This is a genomic window from Fundidesulfovibrio sp. YSD1 (assembly GCF_055397115.1).
In genome coordinates this window covers 815,938-837,066 of record NZ_AP043666.1, presented here as the reverse complement: position 1 = coordinate 837,066, position 21,129 = coordinate 815,938, and the positions used below count along the sequence as shown (strand labels likewise).

Sequence of the window (21,129 nt, the reverse complement as noted above, 5' to 3'; positions counted from 1 at the left end):
TCGCTCCTTTCGAGTGCGCCGGTTACGCGGCCTTCTTGGCGGCCAGTTCAGCCTTGGCGCCCTGGACCATCTTCACGAAGATGTAGGCGCTCATGCCGAACACCAAGCCCAGAATGAGGGCGGTGGAGCCCACGTCCATGATCGTGTAGAGATCCTTGTAGGCGGAGCCCAGCATCTTCATGGCGATGGACACCGCGCAGCCGATGACCGCCAGGCCGAACGCGACGCGGATGCCGTAGCCCTTGATGTACTTGGTGGCCACGGTGCCCACCTGAGCGCCGATGGAGGCGCCGCAGAGCATGATGATGGCGGCCACGAGTTCGGTGCGGCCCTTGTAGGTGTAGGAGGCGGCGCCGTAGAGGCCGGAGATCATGACTTCGAAGAGGTCGGTGCCGACGGCCACGTGGGTCGGGCAGCCGAGCAGGTAGATCAGGGCGGGCATGCGGATCAGGCCGCCGCCGATGCCCAGGATGCCGGCCAGCCAGCCGGTGAGGAAGCTCACGATGATGGGCAGCCATGCGGAGCAGTAGATGCCGGCGGCGTGCAGGTGCACCATGGGGGGAATCTTGATCTTGTGCAGGGTCTTGTGCCACTCGATGCCGGTGGCCAGGGCGTCCACCTGCTGACCGGCGGCCCGGGCGGCCTTTTCCTTCTGGCGGCGCTTGTTGACGTCGTGGAAGACCATCCAGGCGATCAGGAACAGAAGGATGAGATAGATGTAGCGGACGACCTTCTCGACGCTGCCCAGCCGTTCGAGCCACATGACCATCTGAGCGCCGACCTCGAAGCCGCCGACCGTGCCGACGATCATGATCACGCCCAGTTTGTAGTCAACGTTGCCGAACTTGCCGTGGCGCAGCGTGGCGATGAGCGACTTGCCCGCCATGTGCGCGATGTCGGTGCCGATGGCGAAGGCCATGGGGAAGCCCAGGATGTTCAGGCCGGGCGTGACCATCCACGCGCCGCCCATGCCGAAGAATCCGCCGATGATGCCCACGCCCACGCCCAGGATGACCAGGCCGGGCCAGAAAATCTTAACGCCCGCGATGGGCATGAGTATGTAGAGCCATTCCATGGTGTTTCTCCTTATGGTCTAGTGCTCGGCCAGCTCGCGCGACTTCAGGTCAAGCCCGATCCAGTGCATCACCAGGTCCGCCAGGACGCCCAGGATGATGCCGATGGTCGGGATCAGGATGACGGTCAGGATCGTGAAGTACAGATGGCTCTCGTTGTAGAGGTTGGCCCACCAGGCCATGATGCCGTCGAGCTTGCGGGTGTCGGCCACGAGCACGATGGGCGCGCCGCCCCCGCCTGCCGCCAGGGCGAGCCCGGGCATGGTCATGAGCGCCAGAAGCGCTGCGAAGATGTTCCTGATCCTCTTCATGTCCTTACTCCTTAGTTTCAGGGTTTATCTGACAACCATGACCGAGCATGGCGCGTGCGAGACGACCTTGGAGGCCACGCTGCCGACCAGGAAGCGGTCCAGGCCCTTCTTGCTCCTGTGGCCCAGCACAATGAGGTCGGCGCCGTTGGCCGTTGCGAATTCGATGATGCTGTCGGCGGGGGACTGGGCGGTCTCTACGGCGGTCTTGGCCTCGATGCCCATGGCCTTGGCGTCCGCCTGGGCCTGCTTGAGGCCCTTCTCGGCGGCGGCGAGGAGCTTTTCGCCCACGTGCGCCGTCTCGAGGTAATCCCCATAGGCATTGAAATTTTCCGCCACGCTGAAAAGGATAAGCTCAGCGCCTTGCTGCTTGGCCAGTTCAACCGACTTCGCAAGAACCGACTTGCCTTCGTCAGAGATGTCCAGGGCCGCCAGAATCTTCATGGTGTCCTCCTTGTTATTTTTCGCGCAATGTCGGCCAGTTAAGAGCAATGGGTGTGCCATGATGCGGAACTTGACGAAATGATTGTGAAATCGTAAGAACGCGCAACATTGCGCGAAGAGGCGGGCAACGCGGGTTGCGCTATTATGGCGTGTAATTCAGGCCAGTCGCGCAGGAAAGGGGGCAAGACGATGCCTTTTTTCGGTCCTCAACGCCCTGTGTGGGGCAGCCTGGTCGCCACCCTGGGGTCCTTTTCCGGCTGGAGCATCAGGCGCAAGCTTTTGGCCACTGTCATTCCCCTGGTGGCCGTCATGCTGGGCGTCACGGGCTACGCCACCAAGCTCGTCTCGGGGCGCTACCTGGGCATGTCGCTGGAGCGCACCACGAAGGTCCTGACCATGGGCCAGGCCGACGCGGTGGCCAGGCTCTTCGAGAGGGCGCGGCAGGACATCCTCTTCCTCGCCGCGGCGAGCGACGGCGAGGAGGACGCAAAGCGCTTCCTCCTGGTCAAGTCGCGCGTCACACCCGGCGTCTACCGTGAGGTGGCCTACGTGGCCGCCGACGGCGGCGACCGCTGGCTCTATGTCGATTCGGGCCGTGACGTCAGCCGCGTGGACACCGAGCAGGCCGGGCGCATCAGCAACTCGCCGCTCATGGCCCCGTCCAGGGGCGTGGACCAGCAGCCCGGGACCGTGGCCATGCTCGGCATGTCGGAGGCCGTCTATCCTCCCGGGATGCTGCCCGGAGCGGCCGCCGGCGCGACCCTGGCGGTCTTCAGGCTGGTGGCCCCTTCCGCCGACGAGTCCGGCGCGGTGAAGGGCTACTGGATCCTGAGCGTGGACGCGCGGGCGGCCCGGGACATCCTTTCCCTGCACAACTCACCGGAATCGCCTTTGGCCGCGTTTTCGCGCACGGCTGAAAAGCGCTACAGCTTCTTCTTCGACGGTCAGGGCTGGATACTCTTCCAGTCCGGCAACGTGGGCGAGCGCGACTATCCGCTCACCACCGACGTGGCCCGGGCCGGGCTCACGGGCGACCACGGCATGCCGGGCTTCCCCGGTGCGTTCCGCCCATCGCCCTCCAACGAGGCCTACTGGCGCATGGTCGTGGACGTGCAGGGGGCCAGTCCCGGGCTCGAAACCGTGGACGCGGAGATGGACGAGGCTTCCATCAGCCAGAGCAGCTACTCCCTGGGCTACGCGCCGGTGCTCTTCCGCGGGGCGCCCGACCGCGAGCCCGAGGTGGTCGGCGGCGTGGCCTACATGGACAAGACCAGGGTCCCCCTGGTCATGAACTACCGCATCTACGACCTGCTCTTCGTCATCTTCGTGGTGGCCGTGGCCGTGTCCGTGGTCATCGTCTACGTGGTCTCGCGCGTCATCACCAAGCCCATGCTGAACCTCGCCGCAGCCGTGAACGCCATGCTCCCGGGCGAAGGCCTCAAGCCCCTGGACGTCCAATGCCGCGACCGCGAGTCGCAGACCCTCAAGGACTCCATCAACCACCTGGTGGAGGCGGTGCTCTCCCAGCGCGAAGAGCTGCGCGTCAAGGACGCCCGCATCCAGGACCACATCAACCGCCAGCCCCTGGACCTGGGCGGCAGGATCCAGGCCCCTCCGCCCGCCGATTCCATGGAGGGGGTCATAGGCGAGAGCCCGGCCATGCGCGAGCTCAAATGGCTGATCCGCAAGGCCGCCTCGGTGGACCCGGACGTGCTCATCGTGGGCGAGACCGGCACGGGCAAGGAAGTGACGGCCCAGGCCATCCACAAGCTCTCCCGGCGCGCTCCGGGGCCGTTCATCTCCATCAACTGCGGGGCGCTCGACGAGAACCTGCTGCTGGACGCCCTGTTCGGCCACGTCAAGGGCGCGTTCTCCGAGGCCAAGACCGACCGCAAGGGCGCGTTCCTGGCCGCGCAGGGCGGCACGCTGCTCCTCGACGAGGTCGGCAACGCCTCGCCCAAGGTCCAGCAGGCGCTCCTGCGCGCGCTTTCGGTGCGCACCATCATCCCGCTCGGCAGCGACGAGGAGATCCCCTTCGACGCGCGCGTCATCGCGGCCACCAATGTGGACCTGCTGGAGAGCTCCGAGGGCGGCTCCTTCCGCGACGACCTCTATTACAGGCTCAAGGTGCTCACCCTGCGCACGCCGCCCCTGCGCGAACGCCGCGAGGACATCCCGCTCCTGGCCGACGCGTTCCTCAAGGACTCGGCCCGCGTGATGAACAAGCCGCCCGCCACGCTTTCGCGCGGGGCCTGGGACCGCATCGCCGCGCACGACTGGCCGGGCAACGTGCGCGAGCTCAAGCACTGCATCACCCGGGCCGTGGCCATGGCCGATTCGAGCACCATCCAGGCCGAGGACCTGCGCTTCGACGCACTGGCCGGATGGCGTGTCCCCGGCTCGGACGCGCAGCCGAGCCGCGCGGCGAGCCCGCAGGCGCGGGCGTCCGCCGCGCCCGGTCAGCCGGTCCCGGCCCCGGCTCCGGCCCCGGCAAAACAGGAGCAGGAGCCCGGGACGCCGGTGAGCGCCAGAGAAGAATCCGCGCCGGGGCTCAACGAGCGCCAGCGCATAGGAGTGGCCTACCTGCGGGAGCACGGGGTCATGTCACGTTCGCAGTACCAGGCCATCGTGGGCCGAAACGTCCCCTCGCGCACCGCGCAATATGACTTGCGCGATCTCGTGGACAGGGGCGTGCTGGTGGTGAAGGGCAAAGGTCCCGCTACCCGGTATCACTTGGCTCAGGAGCGCTGAGTGAGGCGGGTGTTGCGCGATGGGCGCGCTGCGGGATGGTTGTTTGGCGCGATTTTGCGGGCTTGCGCGATGCGCGTCCGGAAAAACCGGAAGAAAAATGAAAGGATATTGTAATATTTTCGAGTGAGGGGCGCTGCCCCCGGCGGGAAGGGTCCGGAGAGGGCAGCTCCCTCTCCAGTTCACCCGGCGCGGGATTCGCGGCGGGCCATGGCGGCCAGTATCTTCTTCTCCAGTTCGTCGGTGGGGCAGGGCTTGAGCAGGTAGTCCGAGCCGCCCCGGCTCATGATCTCGGCCGCCACGTCCACGGAAGCGTGCCCGGTCAGGGCGATAACCTCGATGGCGGGATCGCGCGACTTGAGCTCCTTGAGCAGGTCCACCCCGTCCATGCCGGGCATGCGGATGTCCACCACGGCCACGTCGAAGGCGCCCGGCCGGAAGGAGGCCAGGGCCTCTTCCCCGCCCGGGGCCGTGGTCACGTCCATGCCGCGCATCCCGAGAAGCTTGGCCATGGTGGAAAGAAAGCGTTCCTCGTCGTCCACGGCGAGAATCCTCGGCTTGCCGGTCATGGCTTGACTCCTGTTTCCTGGGCCTGGGCGGGCAGGGTGATGGTGAACGCCGCGCCCTTGGCGGGCAGGTTCTCGACGCTGATGAAGCCGCCCAGCTTGTCCACGATGCGCTGGGTGATGGAGAGCCCGAGCCCCGTGCCCTTGCCGGGCGCCTTGGTGGTGAAGAAGGGGTCGAACACGCGGCTTATGTGCTCGGGCCGGATGCCCGGGCCGTCGTCGCAGACCCGGACGGATATCCTGCCGTCGGGCGCGAGCGCGGTCTCCACGGTCACGGTGCCACCTTTCCCGGCCGCCTGCATGGCGTTGACCAGCAGGTTGAGCACGGCCTGGCGGAAGAGCGGCGGGTCCAGCGGAGCCTTGGGCAGGTTCGCGGCGTAGGCGCGCACCATGTGCACCCCGCCTGGCCTGGCCTCGCGCTCCACTAGGCGGACCATGTCCTCGATGCAGCGGTTCACGTCCGAGGGCTGGCGCACCGGGGTCCAGGTCCTGGCGAGATTCAAGAGGTTGCGCGTGATGTCGCCGCAGCGCGCCGTCTGGGACTGGATCACCTGAAGGCTCTGCTGGGCCTCTTCCGGCTGCGGCGGGTCGCTTCTCAACAGGTGGCCCAGCCATTCGGATTCCTGGGTGATCACGGCCAGGGGGTTGTTGATCTCGTGGGCCACCCCGGCCGCGATTTCTCCGATGGCGGCCAGCTTTTGCGATTGCAGGAGTTGTTCGTCCAGGGCGCATTTCTGGCGGCAGGCTGTGGCCAGCTCGCGCCTGAGCCGGAAAAAGCCCGTGAGCGCGGCCCAGCAGGACAGCCCGGCCGGAGCCAGCGACCACGGCAGGGGCAGGCAGGCGGCCGCAAGCGCCGAACAGGCGGCGAGGCCGGTCAGGAAGGCCGGTGAGGAGGCCAGGGCTCGGAGCGGAAGGGCGGTCATGGCGCTTGCGTCGTTTTGGGGACGCCCGGGGTCATCCGTTTCCGGCCACCAGCTGCTTGCGCTCGAAGGCCTGGGCGATGGCGGCCAGGAGTTCGTCGAAGTCCACGGGCTTTATCATGTAGGCGTTGGCCCCGATGGACATGCCCTGGACGCCGGACTCCACCGAGGCGTGCCCGGTGAGCAGGATGACCTCCATGCCGGGGTAGCGCTTCTTCACCTCGCGCAGCACCTCGATGCCGTCCATGCCTGGCATCATGATGTCCAGGATGGCCACGTCGAACTCCTGCCGGGAGAGCACCGAGAGCGCGTCCGGCCCGGAAAGGGCCGTCTCGGCGGTGAAGCCCCGCCTGCGCAGCCTCTTGACGATGGTCTCGTTGAAATCCCTCTCGTCGTCCACGACCAATACCCTGGCCTGGTCCATGTCGCCTCCCGCCTAGGCTGCCGGAATGATGATGGTGAAGGTGGTGCCCTGTCCCACGACGCTGGTCACCGTGATGCGCCCGCCCAGCTTCTCGATGATGCCGAACGCGATGGACAGGCCGAGGCCGGTGCCTTCGCCGGGCTTCTTGGTGGTGAAGAAGGGGTCGAATATCTTGTCGAGCTTGTCCGGGGGGATGCCGCAGCCCGTGTCCGCGATGCTCACGCAGATTTCGCCCTTGTCCGCCTCGAAAGTGGTGGACAGGTCGATGCGGCCGTTCTTCCCGATGGCGTCGATGGCGTTGTCGATCAGGTTCAGGAAGACCTGCTGCAACTGCGTGGGGTCGGAGGAGGTGGGAGGCAGGTCCTCCTCCAGTGTCTGGCGCACGTCGATGTTGCGCAGCAGGGCCTCGGTCTTGAGGAACTGCACGGTCTCGCTAAGGAGCTTGTTCACGTTCACGGACTGCTTCACGGGCTCCATGCGCCGCGCGAAGCCCAGCATCCGGTGCGTGACGTTCTTGGCTCGCTCCACGTGGTGTTCGATGCGGTGCACCGAGTCGAGTATCTCCTTGTACTGCGGCACGGCCTTGAGCTCGGGCTCCTCGGCCAGGTCGAGTATCCAGCCGGCCTGCTCCTTGATGATGGCCAGGGGGTTGTTGATCTCGTGGGCCACGCCCGCGGCCATCTTGCCGAGGGCCGCCATCTTGCCGGACTGGGTGAGCGTGGCGTCCAGCTCGGCCTTCTCGCGCTCGGACTTCTCCAGCCTGCCCACCATGCTGTTGGAGATCAGGATTGTCCCGGCGATGATCATGGCCACGCCGCCCGCCAGGAGTATCCAGACCAGGTATTCCGCCTCGAACAGCGGCTTGAGGCTGTCCTCGGGGTCTTCGCGGATGACGAGCAGCCAGTCCTTGTTCTCGAGCCAGGTCCATCCGTAGAGGTAGTTGCGGTGGTTCACCGTGTAGTTGGCGATGCGGATGCCCTGGAAGCGGCCCTCCATCCGGAAGGGCAGGGCCATGTCCTCCATGACGTGGCCCCCGAAGCGAGGGTTGGTCTGCAGCGCGAGCGTGGAGTTGACCAGGAAGGCGTCGCCCTTGAGCCCCATCTGCACGCGCTTGACGAAGTTCTCGAAGACGTCGGAGTCGATGGTGGCGCGCATGATCCAGGACTTGCCGCCCTCGCGCCTGAGCACCGCGATGATGATGTGCGGGTACTGCCTGAAGCCCATGAACACGTCCGAGATGTAGACGCCCTTGGCCATGACCTTGGCGAACCAGTCCTCGTTCTTGTAGTTGCGGCCTTCGAGGTTGTACGGCCCGGCGTAGGCCATGTGGTTGCCGTCGGCGTCGATCACGCCGATGTCGATGTAGTAGCGCGAGGTGGTCTGGAGCTGGGAGAAGATGCGCTCGAGGTTGCCCTGGTCCGTGGCTTCCTCCAGGGTGAGGGCTCCGGACAGGGTGGAGAGCTGGGCGATGCGCTCGGTCAGGAAGAGGTCGATGGCGTTGCGCTTGCTGTCCACCAGCGTGCGCAGGCTGCCCTGGAGCACGTCCTGGTAGGCGCTGGAGAAGCGCTGCTTCACGGCCAGCCCCAGCACGAGCAGCGGCAAGAGCGAGAAGCCCAGGGTGAACAGGATGATCGTCAGCCTCAGGCGCTTGAAGTCGAGGTTTTTCATCCAGCTGCCGCTCGTTTTGGGTTGTGGACCGTTTGCGCGTGCATCCTATCCCCATGGACAGCGCGGGGCAAGTCTGTCAATGCTGACGTGGCCTTGAGCCGGGAGTTTCGCATGTCCATCCGCCGCCCCAAGGGGCGTGATTCCTCATGACGCCTGCCAGAACCATCGCCTGGGACGGCCTGGCCCTCGAGGCCCCGGCCGGGTGGGAGCCCGCGCGCCTGGGCCTCGGCTACCTCTTCCTGGAGGACGCCTCCGGCCCCAGGCTGACCCTTCGCTGGCAGAGGCTCGCCCGGCCCATGCAGCCTGAGCGTTTGCTCAAGCGCCTGGCAAGGCGCAAGCAGCTCAAATCCGGCGTCAGGCCCCAGGGAGCCGTGGCCGCCGCGCTCGGCGCGCTGCCGCCGGAGAGCGGGGCGCTGCCCTGCGCGGACGCGGCCGGGCACGGGCCGGACGCCGTGCTCTTCACCCTGCCCGCGGCCGGCCTGGCCGTGCTGGCCGCGCCCCACGCCCGCCCGGACGAGAAGGCCCTGCCCTGGGTGCTGGCGCTCTCGTCGCTGCGCGCCGGCTCCCCCGGCCGCTTCGAGCTCTACGACGTGGCCGGGCAGGCTCCGGACGGTTTTTCGCTCAAGGCCTTTGCCGTGAACCTCGGCCACTACCATCTGCACTACCGCAGGGGCCGCGAGAGCCTCGATTTCCACCGCTTCGCCCCGGCCGGGACTATCCTGCGCGGCAAGACGCTCAGCCAGTGGGCGGATCAGGTCTTTGCCCAGGACCTGGGCAAGCGCCTGCGCTTCGCCCCCGCGAGTTTCGGCGGGCACGCGGCCGCGCTCGCGGACGGCTCCCCCGGTCCCGGCGCGGCGCCGGGCCTGCGCGCCCTGGCGGCACGCGTTTTCGATGCGGCCAGGTTCGCGCGGCTCATGGCCTGGCGGCCGGACGAGGCCAAGATCCTGGCCGTGGCCTCGGCCCACTCGGGCAGCGCGGCCCGGGAAGAATTCATGGAGGCATGCTCGGGTTATGTGGTTCGCACGCCGTAAGAAAACGCCTCCGCCGCCCCCCGCCCCCGGGGGAAGCCGCGAGCGCAGCATGGCCATGCGCCCGGCCGTGAACCGGCTGGTGCGCGAGGAAACGCTCGAATCGGGGTTCACGCGCCTGACGTACCTCTCCGCCTACAAGCCCTGGTTCGCGGGCGTGGCCCGGCGCATGGGCATGTGGGACGGCAGGCCGCTCGAGCGCAAGCTGGAGCTGGACGAGCTGGGCACGTTCTGCTGGAAGCTCGTCGACGGAGAGCGCTCGGTGAGCGAGATGGCCGCCGTGCTGGCGGAGAAATACGGCCTGCCGGGCCGCGAGGCCGAACTGGCCGTGGCCGCCTTCCTGAAGGAGCTCGGGAAGAGGGGAATCGTGGGGTTCAGGGAACCCGGGGACTGAAGAGCCTCCGGCGGCCGGGGGGAGAAGCCTCCCCCCGGACCCCGGCTTTCCGCTTCGCGACGTTCACCGTTCGCGCGGCTTTTCTGATGTAAGGATGATGGTTCTCTGAGCCATTGGCGCCTGTCACGATACAGCTGCGGCACACGAAATCCTCACGGGAATTCTTCTGTCGCTTCGCCCTCGAACCAAAGGGTTCTGCTTTCTGGCGTCGGCAAAGAGTAGTCATTCGCGAGGTATTATTTTCGATAAAGACCCGCCGTTGACCTTGTAGTTTGCCTCACTTGCGCCATCAAATGAGATGACTATCTCCGGGTTTTCTTTTGCGATCTGAAGAGCACGGAATCTGCTGGATGGGTCGTAGTACCCGGGGATCTGCTTTCCATTGCCAGCAATAAAAAACACTTTTTGATACGTGTTGAGCTTGTCTGCGTATGTTCTGTAGTAGCTGCATCGAGATGTGATGAATATTGCGTCTATGAAGAGATTCTTCTTTGAAACGGCGTAGTAAACTCCGTTGATGTTTTTTGATTTGTATATGTCGTAATTCGAATCGTGTGCCCTGGAGAATTCGAGTGTGTTCGCGTCGATCGGTTTCAGCCATTTGAATTCAAAAGCATTTGTGTTGTCGATCGTGTAGTCTGATGCGTGCGAGTTTGCGGGGAAAACGCCGTACACAATAAACAAGATGGCATAGAAGATTGTTCTCATTTCGAGTTTACCCCTATGAAAGTGCTGCTTGGATGTTGTTCGTTGTGGTACTTCGCCTCGTGTCAGAGTGAATGCATGGCGTGCCAGGAGAAAGTTGGCTCGCATCCCGGGCAACTTCGGGTCAAAGTTCCGCCACCACGGCCTTGAGGAGCGCCCCGAGTTGTCGCCCGGACGCCTCGGCCGCGGCCAGCACCTGCTCCACGCTCACCTCGGCCATGCAGTCCGGCAGGTTCTGGTTCACCAGGCAGGAGAGCCCAAGCACCTCGAGCCCCATGTGCCTGGCCGCGATGACCTCCATCACCGTGGACATCCCCACCGCGTCGGCTCCCAGAAGCCTGAGCATGCGCGTCTCGGCCGGGGTCTCCATCTGCGGGCCGTGCACCCCGGCGTACACGCCCCGCTCCAGGCGAATGCCCAGGCGCAGGGCGCAACGCCCCGCTATATCGAGCAGGCGTTTGGAATAAGCGCGGCTCATGTCCGGGAAGCGCGGGCCGAAGGAGTCTTCGTTGGGGCCGGAAAGTGGAGTCTTGCCGGTCAGATTGACATGATCGGTGATGGCCAGTAATCCCCCGGTTTCGTGGAGCGGGTCGAGCGACCCGGCCGCGTTGGTGATCACGAGCGTTTTGACGCCCAGCAGGGCCGACGCGCGCACTCCCAGGCAGACCTCGGCGGGAGAGCGGCCCTCGTAGAGGTGGAGCCGTCCCTCCCAGACCAGGACGTCCTTTCCCGAGAGGCGCGCGGCCGCGAGCACGCCGCCGTGCCCCGGGGCCGTGGACCGGGGGAACCCCGGCACTGCGCCGCAGGGAATCGACTCGAGTGTCTCCAGGTGGCCGAGCGACGCCCCGAGGCCCGTGCCCAGCACCAGGGCGATCCCGGGGGAGAAGCCGGCCGGAAGCCGCGCCTCGATCCAAGCGGCCGCGTCGCGCGCGGCCTGTGCGTCCTGCATGTCCTTCGCCTTCCGCGTTGGTCGTTTTCAAGTGGTGAGGTGACCGATGGACTTCGCGACTCTGCTCGGGCTGACCACAGGCATAGGCCTGATGGTGGGGGCGATCCTCATGGGAGGGTCGCTCTTGCAGTTTCTCGACGCCCCGAGCGCCATGATCGTCCTCGGCGGCACCACCGCCGCCATCTGCGTGAGCCACCCCGTGGAGGAGGTGATACAGGCCTTCAACGCGGGCTTCAAGATTTTCGCTTCCCGCAAGGTCACCGCGCAGGAGGTGGTCAACGTGATGGTGCGCATCGCGGAGATCTCGCGCAGAGAGGGCCTTTTGGCGCTCGAGAACATCCGCACCGACAACGTGGTGCTCAAGAAGGCCTGCAAGCTCATCGCGGACAACGCCGGGCCGCAGCTCATCCACGACACCCTGCGCATCGAGATCCATTCCCTCAAGCGCCGCCACCAGATCGGCGAGACGGTCTTCCGCTCGCTCGGCACCTTCGCCCCGGCCTTCGGGCTCATCGGCACGCTCATAGGCCTCGTGCAGATGCTCGCGCGCCTAAACGACCCCAAGAGCCTGGGGCCGGCCATGGCCGTGGCCCTTCTGACCACGTTCTACGGGGCCGCCCTGGCCAACCTCTTCTTTTTGCCCGTGGCGGCCAAGCTGCGCGCCCGCACCCAGCAGGAGGTGCTCAACCTGGAGATCATCTTCGAGGGCGCGCGCTGCATCCTGCAGAACAACAACCCGCTGCTCGTGCGCGACAAGCTCTCCTCGTTCGTGCCCCCCAAGGAGCGCTCCGGTGGCCGGTGACATGGACTGGATGGAGCCCGACTCCGACGACCTGGGCGAACTGCCGCAGGTCTGGCAGATCACCATGGCGGACATGTCCATGCTGCTCCTGTGCTTCTTCATTTTCCTGTTCTCCCTGGCCACCCTGCGCCCGGAGAACGTGGACGAGACCCTCGAGAGCGTGCGCCAGCGCCTGAAGGTGGAGGCGGGCCCGGAGAAGAAGACCCCCGGGGCCAAGGCCCAGAAGGAGAAGATCCTCGAGCAGCTGAGCCTGCGCGAGCAGCTGATCATGCGCCAGCGCCAGGTCCACGAGGACGCCACGGCGTACTTCAAGGGCCGGGGGGAGTCGCTTCTGAAGACCACGCTGGACGGACCGCGCCTGACCATCTCCATCCCCTCGGACGGCATGTTCGGGCCGGCCGACGTCACGGCCCTGACCGACGCGGGCAAGGCCCGGCTCAAGACCATCGCGGACTTCGTGGCCAAGCACCCGGACCAGCGCGTGCACATCAAGGGCTTCACCGACGACGTGGCGCCTCCGCCCGGGTCGCGTTTCAAAAACAACTGGGAAGTCTCTTCCCTTCAGGCGGTCGCGGCCTTACGCTATCTGATGACCCTGGGGGTGCCCCCGAACCGGTTGACATCCACCGGGTTAGCTGATTTAGAACCGCTGCTCCCCAACACGAGCGACGAAAACCGGAGCAGGAACCGCCGTCTGGATTTCGTCATGGAAGCGCAGGTTGCGGGATGAGCGAGCTATTTTTTTCGTACGAGCCGGAGAAGGAAGCCCAGAGGCAGGCCTACCGCGCCAAGGTGCCGGGCCTCAAGGCCAGGGACCGCGACTCGCTGGCGCTCTACGGAGTGCAGGACATCAGCGCGGGGGGCGTCTGCCTGGACGACCCGGCCGGGACGCTGGCGCCCGGCAAGTCCCTGGAGCTGGACGTGCTCATCAGGGAGCAGATCGTGATCGCCGGGCTTCCGGCCCAGGTGACCAGACGCCAGGGCGACATGGCCGGGCTCAAGTTCACCGGCCTGGCCCAGCGTCAGGAGGAGCGCCTGGACAAACTGGTGCTCGAAGTCCAGAAATACCTCATATCCAAGATGAAAAGCGGCGGGAGCCACATTGACGAAGAGCAACAGACATAAGGTTTTGGTGGCCAACCGTGGCGAGATCGCCATGCGGATCATCCAGGCCTGCCGCAAGCTGGGCCTGGATTTTGTTTGCGTCCACACCAAGGAGGACCACGCCTCCGGCCACCTGGCCTTGGCCAGGGAGCTGGGCGGGCAGGACTTCCGCATAAGCTCCTACCATGACGCCAACGAGCTCATGGCCGTGGCCGACCATTCGGGCGCGACAGCCATCCACCCCGGCTACGGCTACTTCGCCGAGGACTACCGCTTCGCGCGCCGCGTCAGCGAGCGCACCCGGCCCATCATCTGGATCGGGCCAAGCTGGCAGGTGATCCGCACGCTCGGCGACAAGATCAACACCAAGCGCCTGGCGCGCTCGCTGGGCGTGCCCACGGTGCCCGGCTCCGACAGGCCCGTCTACGACGAGCTCGAGGCCGAGGAGATCGCTGATTCGCTCTTCCGCTTCCAGGCCGAGCAGGGCATCGACCACGCCCGCGTGCTGGTCAAGGCCTCGGCTGGCGGCGGCGGCATGGGCATCGAAGAGGTCCAGAACATCGACCACTTCAAGACCGTGTACCGGCGCATCCGCAACTACTCCAAGCGCCAGTTCCACGACGAGGGCGTGCTCATCGAGCAGCGCATCCTCACCTTCAACCACCTGGAAGTGCAGATCGCGGCGGACCGCCACGGCAACCACGTGCACTTCGGCACGCGCAACTGCACCATCCAGTCCACCGGCCGCCAGAAGCGCGTGGAGATCGCCCCGGGCTTCGCCCCGGACCAGATCAAGTACCGCTTCGACGCGGGCAAGGTGCTAAGCGACATCACCGCCCACTCCCTGGCCATCGCCCGGGAGGTCGGCTACGACAACGTGGGCACCTGGGAGTGGATCGTCACCCCGGCGGGCCAGCCCTTCCTCATGGAGGTCAACACCCGCATCCAGGTGGAGAACGGTGTGTCCGCGGCCATCGCCCGCATCAAGGGCGAGGACGGCGTGGACATCATCAAGGAGCAGATCCGCATGGGTCTGGGCGACCCCATGGGCTTCACCCAGGACGACATCACCTTCGAGGGCATCGGCATCGAGTACCGCATCATCGCCGAGGACCCGGCCAACCGTTTCACCCCCTGGGTCGGGCGCATCGAGCGCTTCGCGCCCGTGGACGCGCCCTGGGTCAAGCTGCACACGCAGATCCCCCTGGACAAGCCCTACGACATCCCCACCGAGTTCGACCCCAACCTGGCCCTGGCCATCGTCTGGGGAAAGGACCTGGCCGAGGCCAAGGCGCGCGGCGTCGAATACCTCGACAGGCTCGCGCTCGAGGGCCGCGACCAGGAAGGCAACCCCATGAAGTCCAACATCGCCTTCCTGCGCGAGAAAACGGCGGACATCCTGGTATTCTGATGCCCGCCCCAGGCGTTCGCCCGGCCGCCTCCCCGAAGCGGGGGGAGCGATAACAACACCTGGCCTGCCCGGACGCGAAAACGCGCCGGGCGGCGCGGCGCAGGCTCCAGGCGCCGTCACACGAGAAGCCGAACCAACCTATGGACATAGAAAAAAGCATCCAGGAGCTTGCCGACAGGCTCCAGTACATCCAGGACATTTTCGGCGCCCGCCAGCCCGAGGACGTGGCCCTGCTCGCGTCCAGGCTGGCCGAGTTCCGCACCCGCGAGGGCGCGCTCTCCATGGCCGAGAAGGTGAAGATGCTCTCCCAGGTGGAGGACCTCTTCGTCTTCGTGGAGAAGAAGCTCGACGCCGAGCTCACGCCCATGGACAAGGTGCGCATCGTGCGCCACCCCCAGCGCGTGACCTTGAAGGACATCCTGGAATTCTGCTACGACAACTACACCGAGATCGGCGGGCAGGACGAATACTCCATCGACCCGTCCATGGTCATCGCCCGGGCCTACATCACCCGCAGGCAGGGCGACAAGGTCCACAACCAGCCGGTGATGGTCATCGGCCAGGAGAAGGGCCACGGCCAGGAGTTCCGCAACGGCGGCTCGGTGAAGCCCTGGGGCAACGCCAAGGCCCTTCAGTACATGAAGGTCGCCGAGACCGAGAACATCCCCATCCACGCCTACGTGTTCACCCCGGGGGCCTTCCCCGTGGAGGACTACCCCGGCGCGGCCCAGCAGATCGCGCGCAACCTCTACGAGATGGCCGCCATCCGCGTGCCCGTGATCGCCTGCTTTTCCGAGGGCGGCTCCGGCGGCGCGGAGGCCATCGCCCTGGCCGACACGCGCCTGATGCTCTCGCACGGCTACTACTCGGTCATCTCCCCCGAGGGCGCGGCCGCCATCGAGTCCGGCATCCGCCAGGGCCAGCGCGCCCCGGCCGAGCTGATCGAGGAGTGCGCCTCCCGGCTCAAGATCACCGCCGAGGACAACCTGCGCATGGGCTACATCGACCGCGTGGTCCAGGAGCCGCCGCTGGGGGCCAGGCCCACCCACTACGACTTCTTCAAGCGCCTGCGCCAGGAAATGATCATGGCCACGGACGAGGCCTTCATGTCCGTCAAGGGCCTGCACTTCGTGCGCGCCGCGGCCATCAAGCGCCGCAAGCAGGCCGCCCTGGCCGACGCCGAGTCCTTCTTCGTGCGCTGGGTGCTCGAGGAGCGCGCGGCCGAACGCCTGGTCTGGAAGCGCTACAGCAAGTTCCGCAACATGGCCAAGCGCGCCTGCACGGACAAGACGCCCGTGTCGCGGCGCATGGCGGACTCGCTCCAGCAGATGAGTTGGTCCACCTATTCCTACCTGCGCTACGAGTTCCTGCGCGGCTACGGCAAGCGGCTCAAGCACCTGGCCGAGGAGGCCGAGGCCGAAGTGCGCGTGGTCGCGCGCAAGCTGCTCAAGCCCTTCAAGCGCCAGGGCTCCAAGAAGGTGGACTCCGAGACCATCCAGAAGCTCACCTCGCTCTCCTGCGCGGAAGAGGGCATCTGCCTGGACGGCGACCTGGGCGGCGGCTACCAGAGCCCCAAGGCCCGGGAGGACAAGTCCGTCACCTGCCCCAACTCCGCCACCCACGGCTGCCTGGACCTCTGGGCTCCGGACCTCTTCGGCGACTTCGCGGGCGTGTGCCAGTACTGCGGCCACCACTTCCCCATGGAATACCAGTGGTTCACGCACAACGTTCTGGACCAGGACGCGCAGCACGAGTTCGGCCAGGACGTGGAGGCCGCCAACCCCCTGTCCTACCCCGGCTTCGAGGAGAAGCTGGAGGACGCCAAGAAGAAGAACAAGCTGAAAAGCTCCTGCATCACCATCGAGTCCTCCATCGAGGGCGTCAAGGTGGTGGTGGGCATCCTGGTGGCCCCCTTCAGGGGCGGCACCGTGGGCGCGGCCGAGGGCGAGAAGCTCATCCGGGCGCTCTCTCGCGCGCGCAAGAAGCACTACCCCTTCCTGGCCTACGTGCACGGCACCGCGGGCATCCGCATCCAGGAGGGCACCAACGGCGTCATCCAGATGCCCCGCGTGACCATGGCCGTGCGCCGCTACATCGAGGCGGGCGGGCTCTACCTGGTTCTCTACGACACCAACTCCTACGCGGGCCCCGTGGCCAGCTTCCTGGGTTGCTCGCCCTACCAGTTCTCGGTGCGCTCGGCCAACATCGGCTTCGCCGGGCCCGGCGTCATCAAGGAGACCACGGGCACGGACATCCCGCCGAACTACCACCTGGCGTACAACGCGCTGGCGCGCGGCCACATCCAGGGCATCTGGGACCGCCGCGAGATCAGAAAAAACCTGGTGCAGGCCTTCCAGACCATCGGCGGCCGCAACCTCTACTACCGCTAAGGGGTCAGCCGTGCAGGACGTCAAAGCCATACTCGAGGAAATCAAGGCCTCCCCCTTTGAGGAGGTCGAGGTGCGCGCGCCCCACTGCGGCGTGGTGGAGTTCAAGGTGCCCGGCGACGGGGCCAAGGTGCTCGGCCCCAGCGGCACCTGGAAGGAAAAGCCCGGCACGCTCCTGGCCACGCTGACGCGCGAGCGCAATCCCAAGCCCATCCACTGCTTCCGCAAGGGCGAGGTGCAGAAGGTCCACGCCCACCTGAACGGCAAGTTCGTGGACGCCGGGACCCCGCTCATGGTGCTCAGGCACTTCTTCACCAAGGACGAGGTAACGCAGCAGATCCTGAAAAAGGTGCTGTTCCTCTTCTCGGCCCCGGAGCGCGCCAAGTACTACTTCGTCCCCGAGGTGGACAAGAAGGTCAAGGCCACGGGCTGCCAGACCGTGAAGGTCAAGGACGGCATGGACCTGTTCATCGTCTCGCGCATGAAGCGCGAGAAGGGCCTCGCCTACGCCGGACCCGAAGGCATCATCTACGCCACCTACTTCTCCCACGACCAGAACGTGGACGCGGGCCAGCCCCTCATCAGCGTCTGCCCGGAAGACCAGATGAGCGTCATCCGCGACGTGGTCAACCGCGTGCAGTCCGACTGGGAAGAGCGCGACTAGAAGGGGCGGGAAGGCAGCCTCGGAAGCCTCCGGCGGCCAAAGGGGCAGCGGCCCCTTTGGAATCCCTTCCGGCTTCGCGCCTGAAACCGCGCGAAACGGTTTTCAAGGAGGTTCTCCATGGGCAAGCTTCTGCAAGTCCGCGTGATGGCCTACACCGTGGACCCGCTCAAGGTCGAGGACGCCTGGCCGGTGCTCGGCCACTTGGCCTATCCGCCCGGCCACGAGTACGCCCCGGCCGCCAGGGGGGTGCTCGAACTCATCTCCACGCTGCACGCGCGCATGACCGCTGGAGAGATCCCGCCCAAGGCCGCCGAGGCCCTGAAGCCCGGCGTGGACGAGGCCGTGCGGCTGTCCGCCCAGTTGGAGGCGGCCCTGGCCGCCTGGCAGCCCGACAAGGCCCGGGCGCTCACCGACCGCATCGAGGACGCACTCGACGGCCTTGAAGAGAAGGCCGGATACAGGTAGCACACGAAGGGCGCGCGCGGATTTTCCGTGCGCCGCCCGGTTGTCATCCTTTCGTTAAACTGGCGAAGATCGCCGGAACATATCAGGAGGCCCGCACATGGCTGGCAGCGTCAACAAGGCGATCATCGTCGGGCGCTTGGGGCAGGACCCCAAGCTGACCTACCTCCCCTCGGGCGCGCCCGTGGCCGAGTTCACCGTGGCCACGGACGAATCCTTCAAGAACCGCGAGGGCCAGAAGGAAGAGCGCACCGAGTGGCACCGCGTGAAGGTGTTCGGCAAGTCCGCCGAGTTCTGCTCGAACTACCTCTCCAAGGGCCGCCTGGTGTACATCGAGGGCAGCATCCGCACCCGCAGCTGGGACGACCAGCAGGGCCAGAAGCGCTACATGACCGAGATCGTGGTCTCCGGGCCGCAGCACACGGTGCAGTTCATGGATTCCAGAGGCGGCGGCGCGGAAGCCGCGCCCATGGACGGAGGCTACCAGGGCGGCTACCAGAACGGCGGCCCCCAGGGGGGCTATCAGGGCCAGGGCGGCCCCCAGGGCGGCTACTCCGACGGCGGCCAGCGCCGCGCCCCCCAGGGCGGGCAGGGCCAGGGCGGCCAGCAGCGCCAGCAGTACAACAACAATCGCCAGCAGCAGCCGCGCGAGGACGACATGGGGCCTGCTTTCCCGTCCGAGGCCTCGGGCATGGACGACGTGCCGTTCTAGAGCGCGGTGCGCCGCGCGGGCGGCAGGATCGAGAGAAGAGAAGAACGAAGGCCGGTCGAAGGACCGGCCTTTTTCTTTTGGGCGGGCGAGGGAAGACAGGCAAGCGGATGGTCAGACCACCACGTTGAGGCCGCTCGGGCGGCCGGAGATCTCCTTCAGGACGATCTCGGGCGTGAGGCTCACGATGAGAAAGCGACGTTCCAGCCCGAGCGCGGAATCCTGCGCCACCTGGGCCAGCAAACGCTGGCCGTCTATCTCCACCCAGGCCAGCCCCTGGGACTGCCACTCCATGATCGTCCCCCGCACCTTCTGCCCGGCGCGGTGGGACTTGCGGAACCGCTCGGAGCGGGCGGAGTCGCGGCGTTCGCCGCCGGAGCCGAAGGGGGATGAGCCGTGGCCGCGTATGCGCATGGGGGGAGGATACGGCAGTTTGGGGAAGGCGGGAAGAGGGGGCCGGCGGTGGGGTGTAGTGGCATTGCGTGGCGGGGGGCGGCCCGCTGAGTTCCCTGCGCGCGGAACCGAAACATTACTCGGCGCAAAGCCGCCTGCGGGTTTCGGCCCCGCGCGCCGGGCCCTCCTCGGGCCGCCACCCGCCACGGCCCCGGGAGTCTCGCCGGTCGTGTGCGGGAAAGAGAGGAGAGAGGCTTGTGCGCGCGGGAAGGGCGCGAAGCTGAAGGGGTTTCCAAAGAGCGGGAGCCCTTTGGCCGCCGGAGGCAAGGCACGTCTGGACATGCCGGAACAGACAGGGAGGGGGTGAAACGCAGCGCGTGCGGGAGAGGCGCGAAGCTGATGGGGATTCCAAAGGGCGGCGGCCCTTTGGCCCCCGGAGGGCTCTTATCCCTTGGCCTGGCTGATGATCAGCTCCACTTCGTCCTGGGAAAGGCCCGTGGACTTGGCCAGCTCCCTGGCGGACTGGCCCTTCTTGAGCCCGGCCAGCACCACCTGGCGCAGGAAGTCCGGCGAGCGGCTCACTTCCTCGGCCTGGCGCAAAAGCTTGGAGAGCTCCTTCTCCCGGATGGCCAGCTTGTCCTCCAGGCGGACGAGGGCTTTCTGCCGGTCCTCGAAGGAGTCGAGCAGTTCCTGCTCTAGGGCCGCGCTTTTCTGCAGCTTGCCCATGAGTTCGGCCTGGTTGTTCTGGAGCGCGCTCAGCATGTCTTCGGAGCGGCGCAGCCTGGAGAAGAACCCGACGACCAGCAGCAGAAGCAGCAGTTCGCTTCCCGTCAGGACGATGAGCAGCCATTCTTGCAACGACACGGACTAGACCTTCCTGTTGACCAGATGCCCCAGCCAGGGGGACGAGGTGGCGGGTTGTTCTTCCTCTTCGGGTTCGCGCTTTTTCGCCTTGCGCCCGAGCATGGCGGCTTCGCGCCGCCTGCGGCCCGCCTGCTGCTCGTCTTCGTCCTTGATGGCGTCGCTGCCTTCCTGCTTCTCGACCTTCTGGACCTGCTGGGCTTCTTCCTTGAGGGTCTGCTGGGCCATCTGCGCGGCGAAGATCTGCTGCGCCTCCGGGTGCGCGGCCTGCGCCCCGGCGACGTTCTGCAGATTGGGCATCTGCGCGATGGAGGTAGTGATGTTGATGTCGGACATCATTTCACCAGCAGTTCCTCGAAGAGCACCTGCTCCACCTGTCCGGTGTTCAGGTAGTTGTTGACCACGCCGCGCAGCTCCTCGCGCAGCTGCTCCACTGAATCCTTATCGGTCAGGTTGGCGAAAGATTTATTCTTTAGATTGTAATACAGGCCGTCGCGCAAGGCAAAGTTCTTGGCCTGGAGCTCGTTTGCGAGCTGGGGGCTCTCCTTGTAGACCAGCTTGATCTTGAGCGTGAGCACCTTGGCCGTGCCTTTCTCGTCGATCTTCTCGACCAGGAAGGGCTCCATGGGCGCGAAGACGTCCTGGGGCGGCGGCGGTGGCGGCGGCTCCACGGGCTTGGGCGGCTCTTGGACGGGGGGTGGCGGCGGTGGCGGCGGTGGCGGCTCGGTGGAGCGCAGGAAGAACCACCAGACCCCGAATCCGGCGAGCAGCAGGAGCGCGGCGGCCGCGCCGATGAGCACCTTCTTGTTCTTCCAGAAGGGCAGCTTGAGCGGGGCTTCCTGCTCCACGGACGGGGCCGCGCGCTCGGGGGCCTCCTCCTGCGCCGGCGGCGGGGCCTCGTCGTCCTGCAGGAAGGGGGCGTCGTCGAGGTCGAGCTCCACCTTTTGCAGGGCGCGCGGGGAGCCGACATTGAGTTCGGTGTCGTCGAGCTTGGCTTTTGCCTCGTCGCTCTCGGGGTTCAATGCGTCCGTGCGAGCGCCAGGCGAGCCGTTACCGTCGGGCGGCGTCATGGCGGGGAGATGCGGGCGGGGAGGGCCCCGCCCGGTCCT

At 66.3% G+C, this 21,129-nt stretch carries 24 protein-coding genes; 11 read left to right on the top strand and 13 right to left on the bottom strand.

Translation table 11 applies throughout. From position 1 onward, the window contains the following. Positions 1-22 precede the first annotated feature (22 nt). From ACZ5V4_RS03920 to ACZ5V4_RS03910, 3 genes are read right to left on the bottom strand one after another with little or no spacing between them, the layout of a single operon-like run. On the bottom strand, positions 23-1,075 hold the full coding sequence (locus tag ACZ5V4_RS03920; RefSeq protein ID WP_464316869.1) for a sulfite exporter TauE/SafE family protein: 1,053 nt from the start codon (positions 1,073-1,075) through the stop codon (positions 23-25). 18 nt (positions 1,076-1,093) lie between these two features. Then, entirely contained in the window at positions 1,094-1,384 is a 291-nt protein-coding gene (locus ACZ5V4_RS03915; RefSeq protein WP_464316868.1) for a DVU0150 family protein, read from the bottom strand. Positions 1,385-1,408: 24 nt separating this feature from the next. Then, positions 1,409-1,825, bottom strand: coding sequence for a universal stress protein (locus ACZ5V4_RS03910; protein WP_464316867.1), 417 nt, complete (start codon positions 1,823-1,825; stop codon positions 1,409-1,411). A 189-nt stretch (positions 1,826-2,014) separates the two neighbouring features. Here ACZ5V4_RS03910 and ACZ5V4_RS03905 point away from each other — a divergent pair, with 189 nt between their 5' ends. Beyond that, entirely contained in the window at positions 2,015-4,576 is a 2,562-nt protein-coding gene (locus ACZ5V4_RS03905; protein WP_464316866.1) for a sigma 54-interacting transcriptional regulator, read from the top strand. Between the two features lie 179 nt (positions 4,577-4,755). Here ACZ5V4_RS03905 and ACZ5V4_RS03900 read toward each other — a convergent pair whose 3' ends face one another. From ACZ5V4_RS03900 to ACZ5V4_RS03885, 4 genes are read right to left on the bottom strand one after another with little or no spacing between them, the layout of a single operon-like run. Further along, positions 4,756-5,142 carry a response regulator gene (locus ACZ5V4_RS03900; protein ID WP_464316865.1) on the bottom strand — a complete coding sequence of 129 codons (387 nt, stop codon included), beginning with the start codon at positions 5,140-5,142 and terminating at the stop codon, positions 4,756-4,758. Then, positions 5,139-6,062 carry a sensor histidine kinase gene (locus tag ACZ5V4_RS03895; protein WP_464316864.1) on the bottom strand — a complete coding sequence of 308 codons (924 nt, stop codon included), beginning with the start codon at positions 6,060-6,062 and terminating at the stop codon, positions 5,139-5,141. Before ACZ5V4_RS03895 ends, ACZ5V4_RS03900 begins: the two co-directional genes overlap by 4 nt. A 31-nt stretch (positions 6,063-6,093) precedes the next feature. After that, complete coding sequence (locus tag ACZ5V4_RS03890; RefSeq protein WP_464316863.1) at positions 6,094-6,483, bottom strand: sigma-54-dependent transcriptional regulator; 390 nt, start codon at positions 6,481-6,483, stop codon at positions 6,094-6,096. A 12-nt stretch (positions 6,484-6,495) separates the two neighbouring features. Beyond that, positions 6,496-8,151: a sensor histidine kinase gene (locus ACZ5V4_RS03885; protein WP_464316862.1), complete on the bottom strand. Its 1,656-nt coding sequence runs from the start codon at positions 8,149-8,151 to the stop codon at positions 6,496-6,498. A gap of 146 nt (positions 8,152-8,297) precedes the next feature. On the opposite strand from ACZ5V4_RS03885, the gene ACZ5V4_RS03880 reads away from it, so the two are divergent. Both ACZ5V4_RS03880 and ACZ5V4_RS03875 read left to right on the top strand, forming a co-directional pair. Then, the gene (locus ACZ5V4_RS03880; protein ID WP_464316861.1) at positions 8,298-9,182 is read left to right on the top strand and encodes a hypothetical protein; all 885 of its coding nucleotides are present in this window, start codon (positions 8,298-8,300) and stop codon (positions 9,180-9,182) included. Positions 9,183-9,231: 49 nt separating this feature from the next. Then, the gene (locus ACZ5V4_RS03875) at positions 9,232-9,573 is read left to right on the top strand and encodes a PqqD family protein (RefSeq protein WP_464316860.1); all 342 of its coding nucleotides are present in this window, start codon (positions 9,232-9,234) and stop codon (positions 9,571-9,573) included. A 222-nt stretch (positions 9,574-9,795) separates the two neighbouring features. On the opposite strand, the gene ACZ5V4_RS03870 is transcribed toward ACZ5V4_RS03875, so the two are convergent. Further along, positions 9,796-10,281, bottom strand: a complete 486-nt coding sequence (locus ACZ5V4_RS03870) for a hypothetical protein (protein WP_464316859.1) — start codon at positions 10,279-10,281, stop codon at positions 9,796-9,798. A gap of 121 nt (positions 10,282-10,402) precedes the next feature. Further along, positions 10,403-11,227, bottom strand: a complete 825-nt coding sequence (locus ACZ5V4_RS03865; RefSeq protein WP_464316858.1) for a purine-nucleoside phosphorylase — start codon at positions 11,225-11,227, stop codon at positions 10,403-10,405. A gap of 46 nt (positions 11,228-11,273) precedes the next feature. Between ACZ5V4_RS03865 and ACZ5V4_RS03860 the strand changes: the two genes are divergently transcribed. The 8 genes from ACZ5V4_RS03860 (at position 11,274) to ACZ5V4_RS03825 (ending at position 18,769) form a co-directional block, all read left to right on the top strand. After that, complete coding sequence (locus ACZ5V4_RS03860; protein ID WP_464316857.1) at positions 11,274-12,029, top strand: motility protein A; 756 nt, start codon at positions 11,274-11,276, stop codon at positions 12,027-12,029. Further along, positions 12,019-12,759 (top strand): OmpA/MotB family protein, encoded by a 741-nt coding sequence (locus tag ACZ5V4_RS03855; RefSeq protein WP_464316856.1) that lies wholly within the window; start codon positions 12,019-12,021, stop codon positions 12,757-12,759. The genes ACZ5V4_RS03860 and ACZ5V4_RS03855 overlap by 11 nt, the downstream gene beginning before the upstream one ends. Beyond that, a complete protein-coding gene (locus ACZ5V4_RS03850; RefSeq protein ID WP_464316855.1) occupies positions 12,756-13,154 on the top strand; it encodes a PilZ domain-containing protein in 399 nt (132 codons plus the stop codon). The genes ACZ5V4_RS03855 and ACZ5V4_RS03850 overlap by 4 nt, the downstream gene beginning before the upstream one ends. Positions 13,155-13,185: 31 nt before the next feature. Continuing rightward, positions 13,186-14,544: an ATP-binding protein gene (locus ACZ5V4_RS03845; RefSeq protein WP_464317809.1), complete on the top strand. Its 1,359-nt coding sequence runs from the start codon at positions 13,186-13,188 to the stop codon at positions 14,542-14,544. 140 nt (positions 14,545-14,684) lie between these two features. After that, positions 14,685-16,934 carry an acetyl-CoA carboxylase carboxyl transferase subunit alpha/beta gene (locus ACZ5V4_RS03840; RefSeq protein WP_464316854.1) on the top strand — a complete coding sequence of 750 codons (2,250 nt, stop codon included), beginning with the start codon at positions 14,685-14,687 and terminating at the stop codon, positions 16,932-16,934. 10 nt (positions 16,935-16,944) lie between these two features. Continuing rightward, positions 16,945-17,595, top strand: a complete 651-nt coding sequence (locus ACZ5V4_RS03835) for a biotin attachment protein (protein ID WP_464316853.1) — start codon at positions 16,945-16,947, stop codon at positions 17,593-17,595. A 117-nt stretch (positions 17,596-17,712) separates the two neighbouring features. Continuing rightward, the gene (locus ACZ5V4_RS03830) at positions 17,713-18,060 is read left to right on the top strand and encodes a hypothetical protein (RefSeq protein ID WP_464316852.1); all 348 of its coding nucleotides are present in this window, start codon (positions 17,713-17,715) and stop codon (positions 18,058-18,060) included. Positions 18,061-18,157: 97 nt separating this feature from the next. Next, complete coding sequence (locus tag ACZ5V4_RS03825) at positions 18,158-18,769, top strand: single-stranded DNA-binding protein (RefSeq protein ID WP_464316851.1); 612 nt, start codon at positions 18,158-18,160, stop codon at positions 18,767-18,769. 111 nt (positions 18,770-18,880) lie between these two features. Here the strand turns inward: ACZ5V4_RS03825 and ACZ5V4_RS03820 are convergent, their stop codons facing one another. The 4 genes from ACZ5V4_RS03820 to ACZ5V4_RS03805 all read right to left on the bottom strand — a co-directional run bounded on the left by ACZ5V4_RS03820 (position 18,881) and on the right by ACZ5V4_RS03805 (position 21,090). Beyond that, the gene (locus ACZ5V4_RS03820; protein ID WP_464316850.1) at positions 18,881-19,180 is read right to left on the bottom strand and encodes a hypothetical protein; all 300 of its coding nucleotides are present in this window, start codon (positions 19,178-19,180) and stop codon (positions 18,881-18,883) included. Between the two features lie 423 nt (positions 19,181-19,603). Beyond that, positions 19,604-20,023, bottom strand: a complete 420-nt coding sequence (locus tag ACZ5V4_RS03815; protein WP_464316849.1) for a hypothetical protein — start codon at positions 20,021-20,023, stop codon at positions 19,604-19,606. Between the two features lie 3 nt (positions 20,024-20,026). Continuing rightward, on the bottom strand, positions 20,027-20,359 hold the full coding sequence (locus tag ACZ5V4_RS03810) for a hypothetical protein (protein ID WP_464316848.1): 333 nt from the start codon (positions 20,357-20,359) through the stop codon (positions 20,027-20,029). Then, positions 20,356-21,090 (bottom strand): flagellar basal body-associated FliL family protein, encoded by a 735-nt coding sequence (locus tag ACZ5V4_RS03805; RefSeq protein ID WP_464316847.1) that lies wholly within the window; start codon positions 21,088-21,090, stop codon positions 20,356-20,358. Before ACZ5V4_RS03805 ends, ACZ5V4_RS03810 begins: the two co-directional genes overlap by 4 nt. Positions 21,091-21,129 lie beyond the last annotated feature (39 nt).

Coding starts and splice junctions, on each gene's coding strand:
- ACZ5V4_RS03920 (WP_464316869.1), bottom strand. CDS start 1,075: ATGGAATGGCTCTACATACTCATGCCCATCGCGGGCGTTAAGATTTTC.
- ACZ5V4_RS03915 (WP_464316868.1), bottom strand. CDS start 1,384: ATGAAGAGGATCAGGAACATCTTCGCAGCGCTTCTGGCGCTCATGACC.
- ACZ5V4_RS03910 (WP_464316867.1), bottom strand. CDS start 1,825: ATGAAGATTCTGGCGGCCCTGGACATCTCTGACGAAGGCAAGTCGGTT.
- ACZ5V4_RS03905 (WP_464316866.1), top strand. CDS start 2,015: ATGCCTTTTTTCGGTCCTCAACGCCCTGTGTGGGGCAGCCTGGTCGCC.
- ACZ5V4_RS03900 (WP_464316865.1), bottom strand. CDS start 5,142: ATGACCGGCAAGCCGAGGATTCTCGCCGTGGACGACGAGGAACGCTTT.
- ACZ5V4_RS03895 (WP_464316864.1), bottom strand. CDS start 6,062: ATGACCGCCCTTCCGCTCCGAGCCCTGGCCTCCTCACCGGCCTTCCTG.
- ACZ5V4_RS03890 (WP_464316863.1), bottom strand. CDS start 6,483: ATGGACCAGGCCAGGGTATTGGTCGTGGACGACGAGAGGGATTTCAAC.
- ACZ5V4_RS03885 (WP_464316862.1), bottom strand. CDS start 8,151: ATGAAAAACCTCGACTTCAAGCGCCTGAGGCTGACGATCATCCTGTTC.
- ACZ5V4_RS03880 (WP_464316861.1), top strand. CDS start 8,298: ATGACGCCTGCCAGAACCATCGCCTGGGACGGCCTGGCCCTCGAGGCC.
- ACZ5V4_RS03875 (WP_464316860.1), top strand. CDS start 9,232: ATGGCCATGCGCCCGGCCGTGAACCGGCTGGTGCGCGAGGAAACGCTC.
- ACZ5V4_RS03870 (WP_464316859.1), bottom strand. CDS start 10,281: ATGAGAACAATCTTCTATGCCATCTTGTTTATTGTGTACGGCGTTTTC.
- ACZ5V4_RS03865 (WP_464316858.1), bottom strand. CDS start 11,227: ATGCAGGACGCACAGGCCGCGCGCGACGCGGCCGCTTGGATCGAGGCG.
- ACZ5V4_RS03860 (WP_464316857.1), top strand. CDS start 11,274: ATGGACTTCGCGACTCTGCTCGGGCTGACCACAGGCATAGGCCTGATG.
- ACZ5V4_RS03850 (WP_464316855.1), top strand. CDS start 12,756: ATGAGCGAGCTATTTTTTTCGTACGAGCCGGAGAAGGAAGCCCAGAGG.
- ACZ5V4_RS03845 (WP_464317809.1), top strand. CDS start 13,186: ATGCGGATCATCCAGGCCTGCCGCAAGCTGGGCCTGGATTTTGTTTGC.
- ACZ5V4_RS03840 (WP_464316854.1), top strand. CDS start 14,685: ATGGACATAGAAAAAAGCATCCAGGAGCTTGCCGACAGGCTCCAGTAC.
- ACZ5V4_RS03830 (WP_464316852.1), top strand. CDS start 17,713: ATGGGCAAGCTTCTGCAAGTCCGCGTGATGGCCTACACCGTGGACCCG.
- ACZ5V4_RS03825 (WP_464316851.1), top strand. CDS start 18,158: ATGGCTGGCAGCGTCAACAAGGCGATCATCGTCGGGCGCTTGGGGCAG.
- ACZ5V4_RS03820 (WP_464316850.1), bottom strand. CDS start 19,180: ATGCGCATACGCGGCCACGGCTCATCCCCCTTCGGCTCCGGCGGCGAA.
- ACZ5V4_RS03810 (WP_464316848.1), bottom strand. CDS start 20,359: ATGATGTCCGACATCAACATCACTACCTCCATCGCGCAGATGCCCAAT.
- ACZ5V4_RS03805 (WP_464316847.1), bottom strand. CDS start 21,090: ATGACGCCGCCCGACGGTAACGGCTCGCCTGGCGCTCGCACGGACGCA.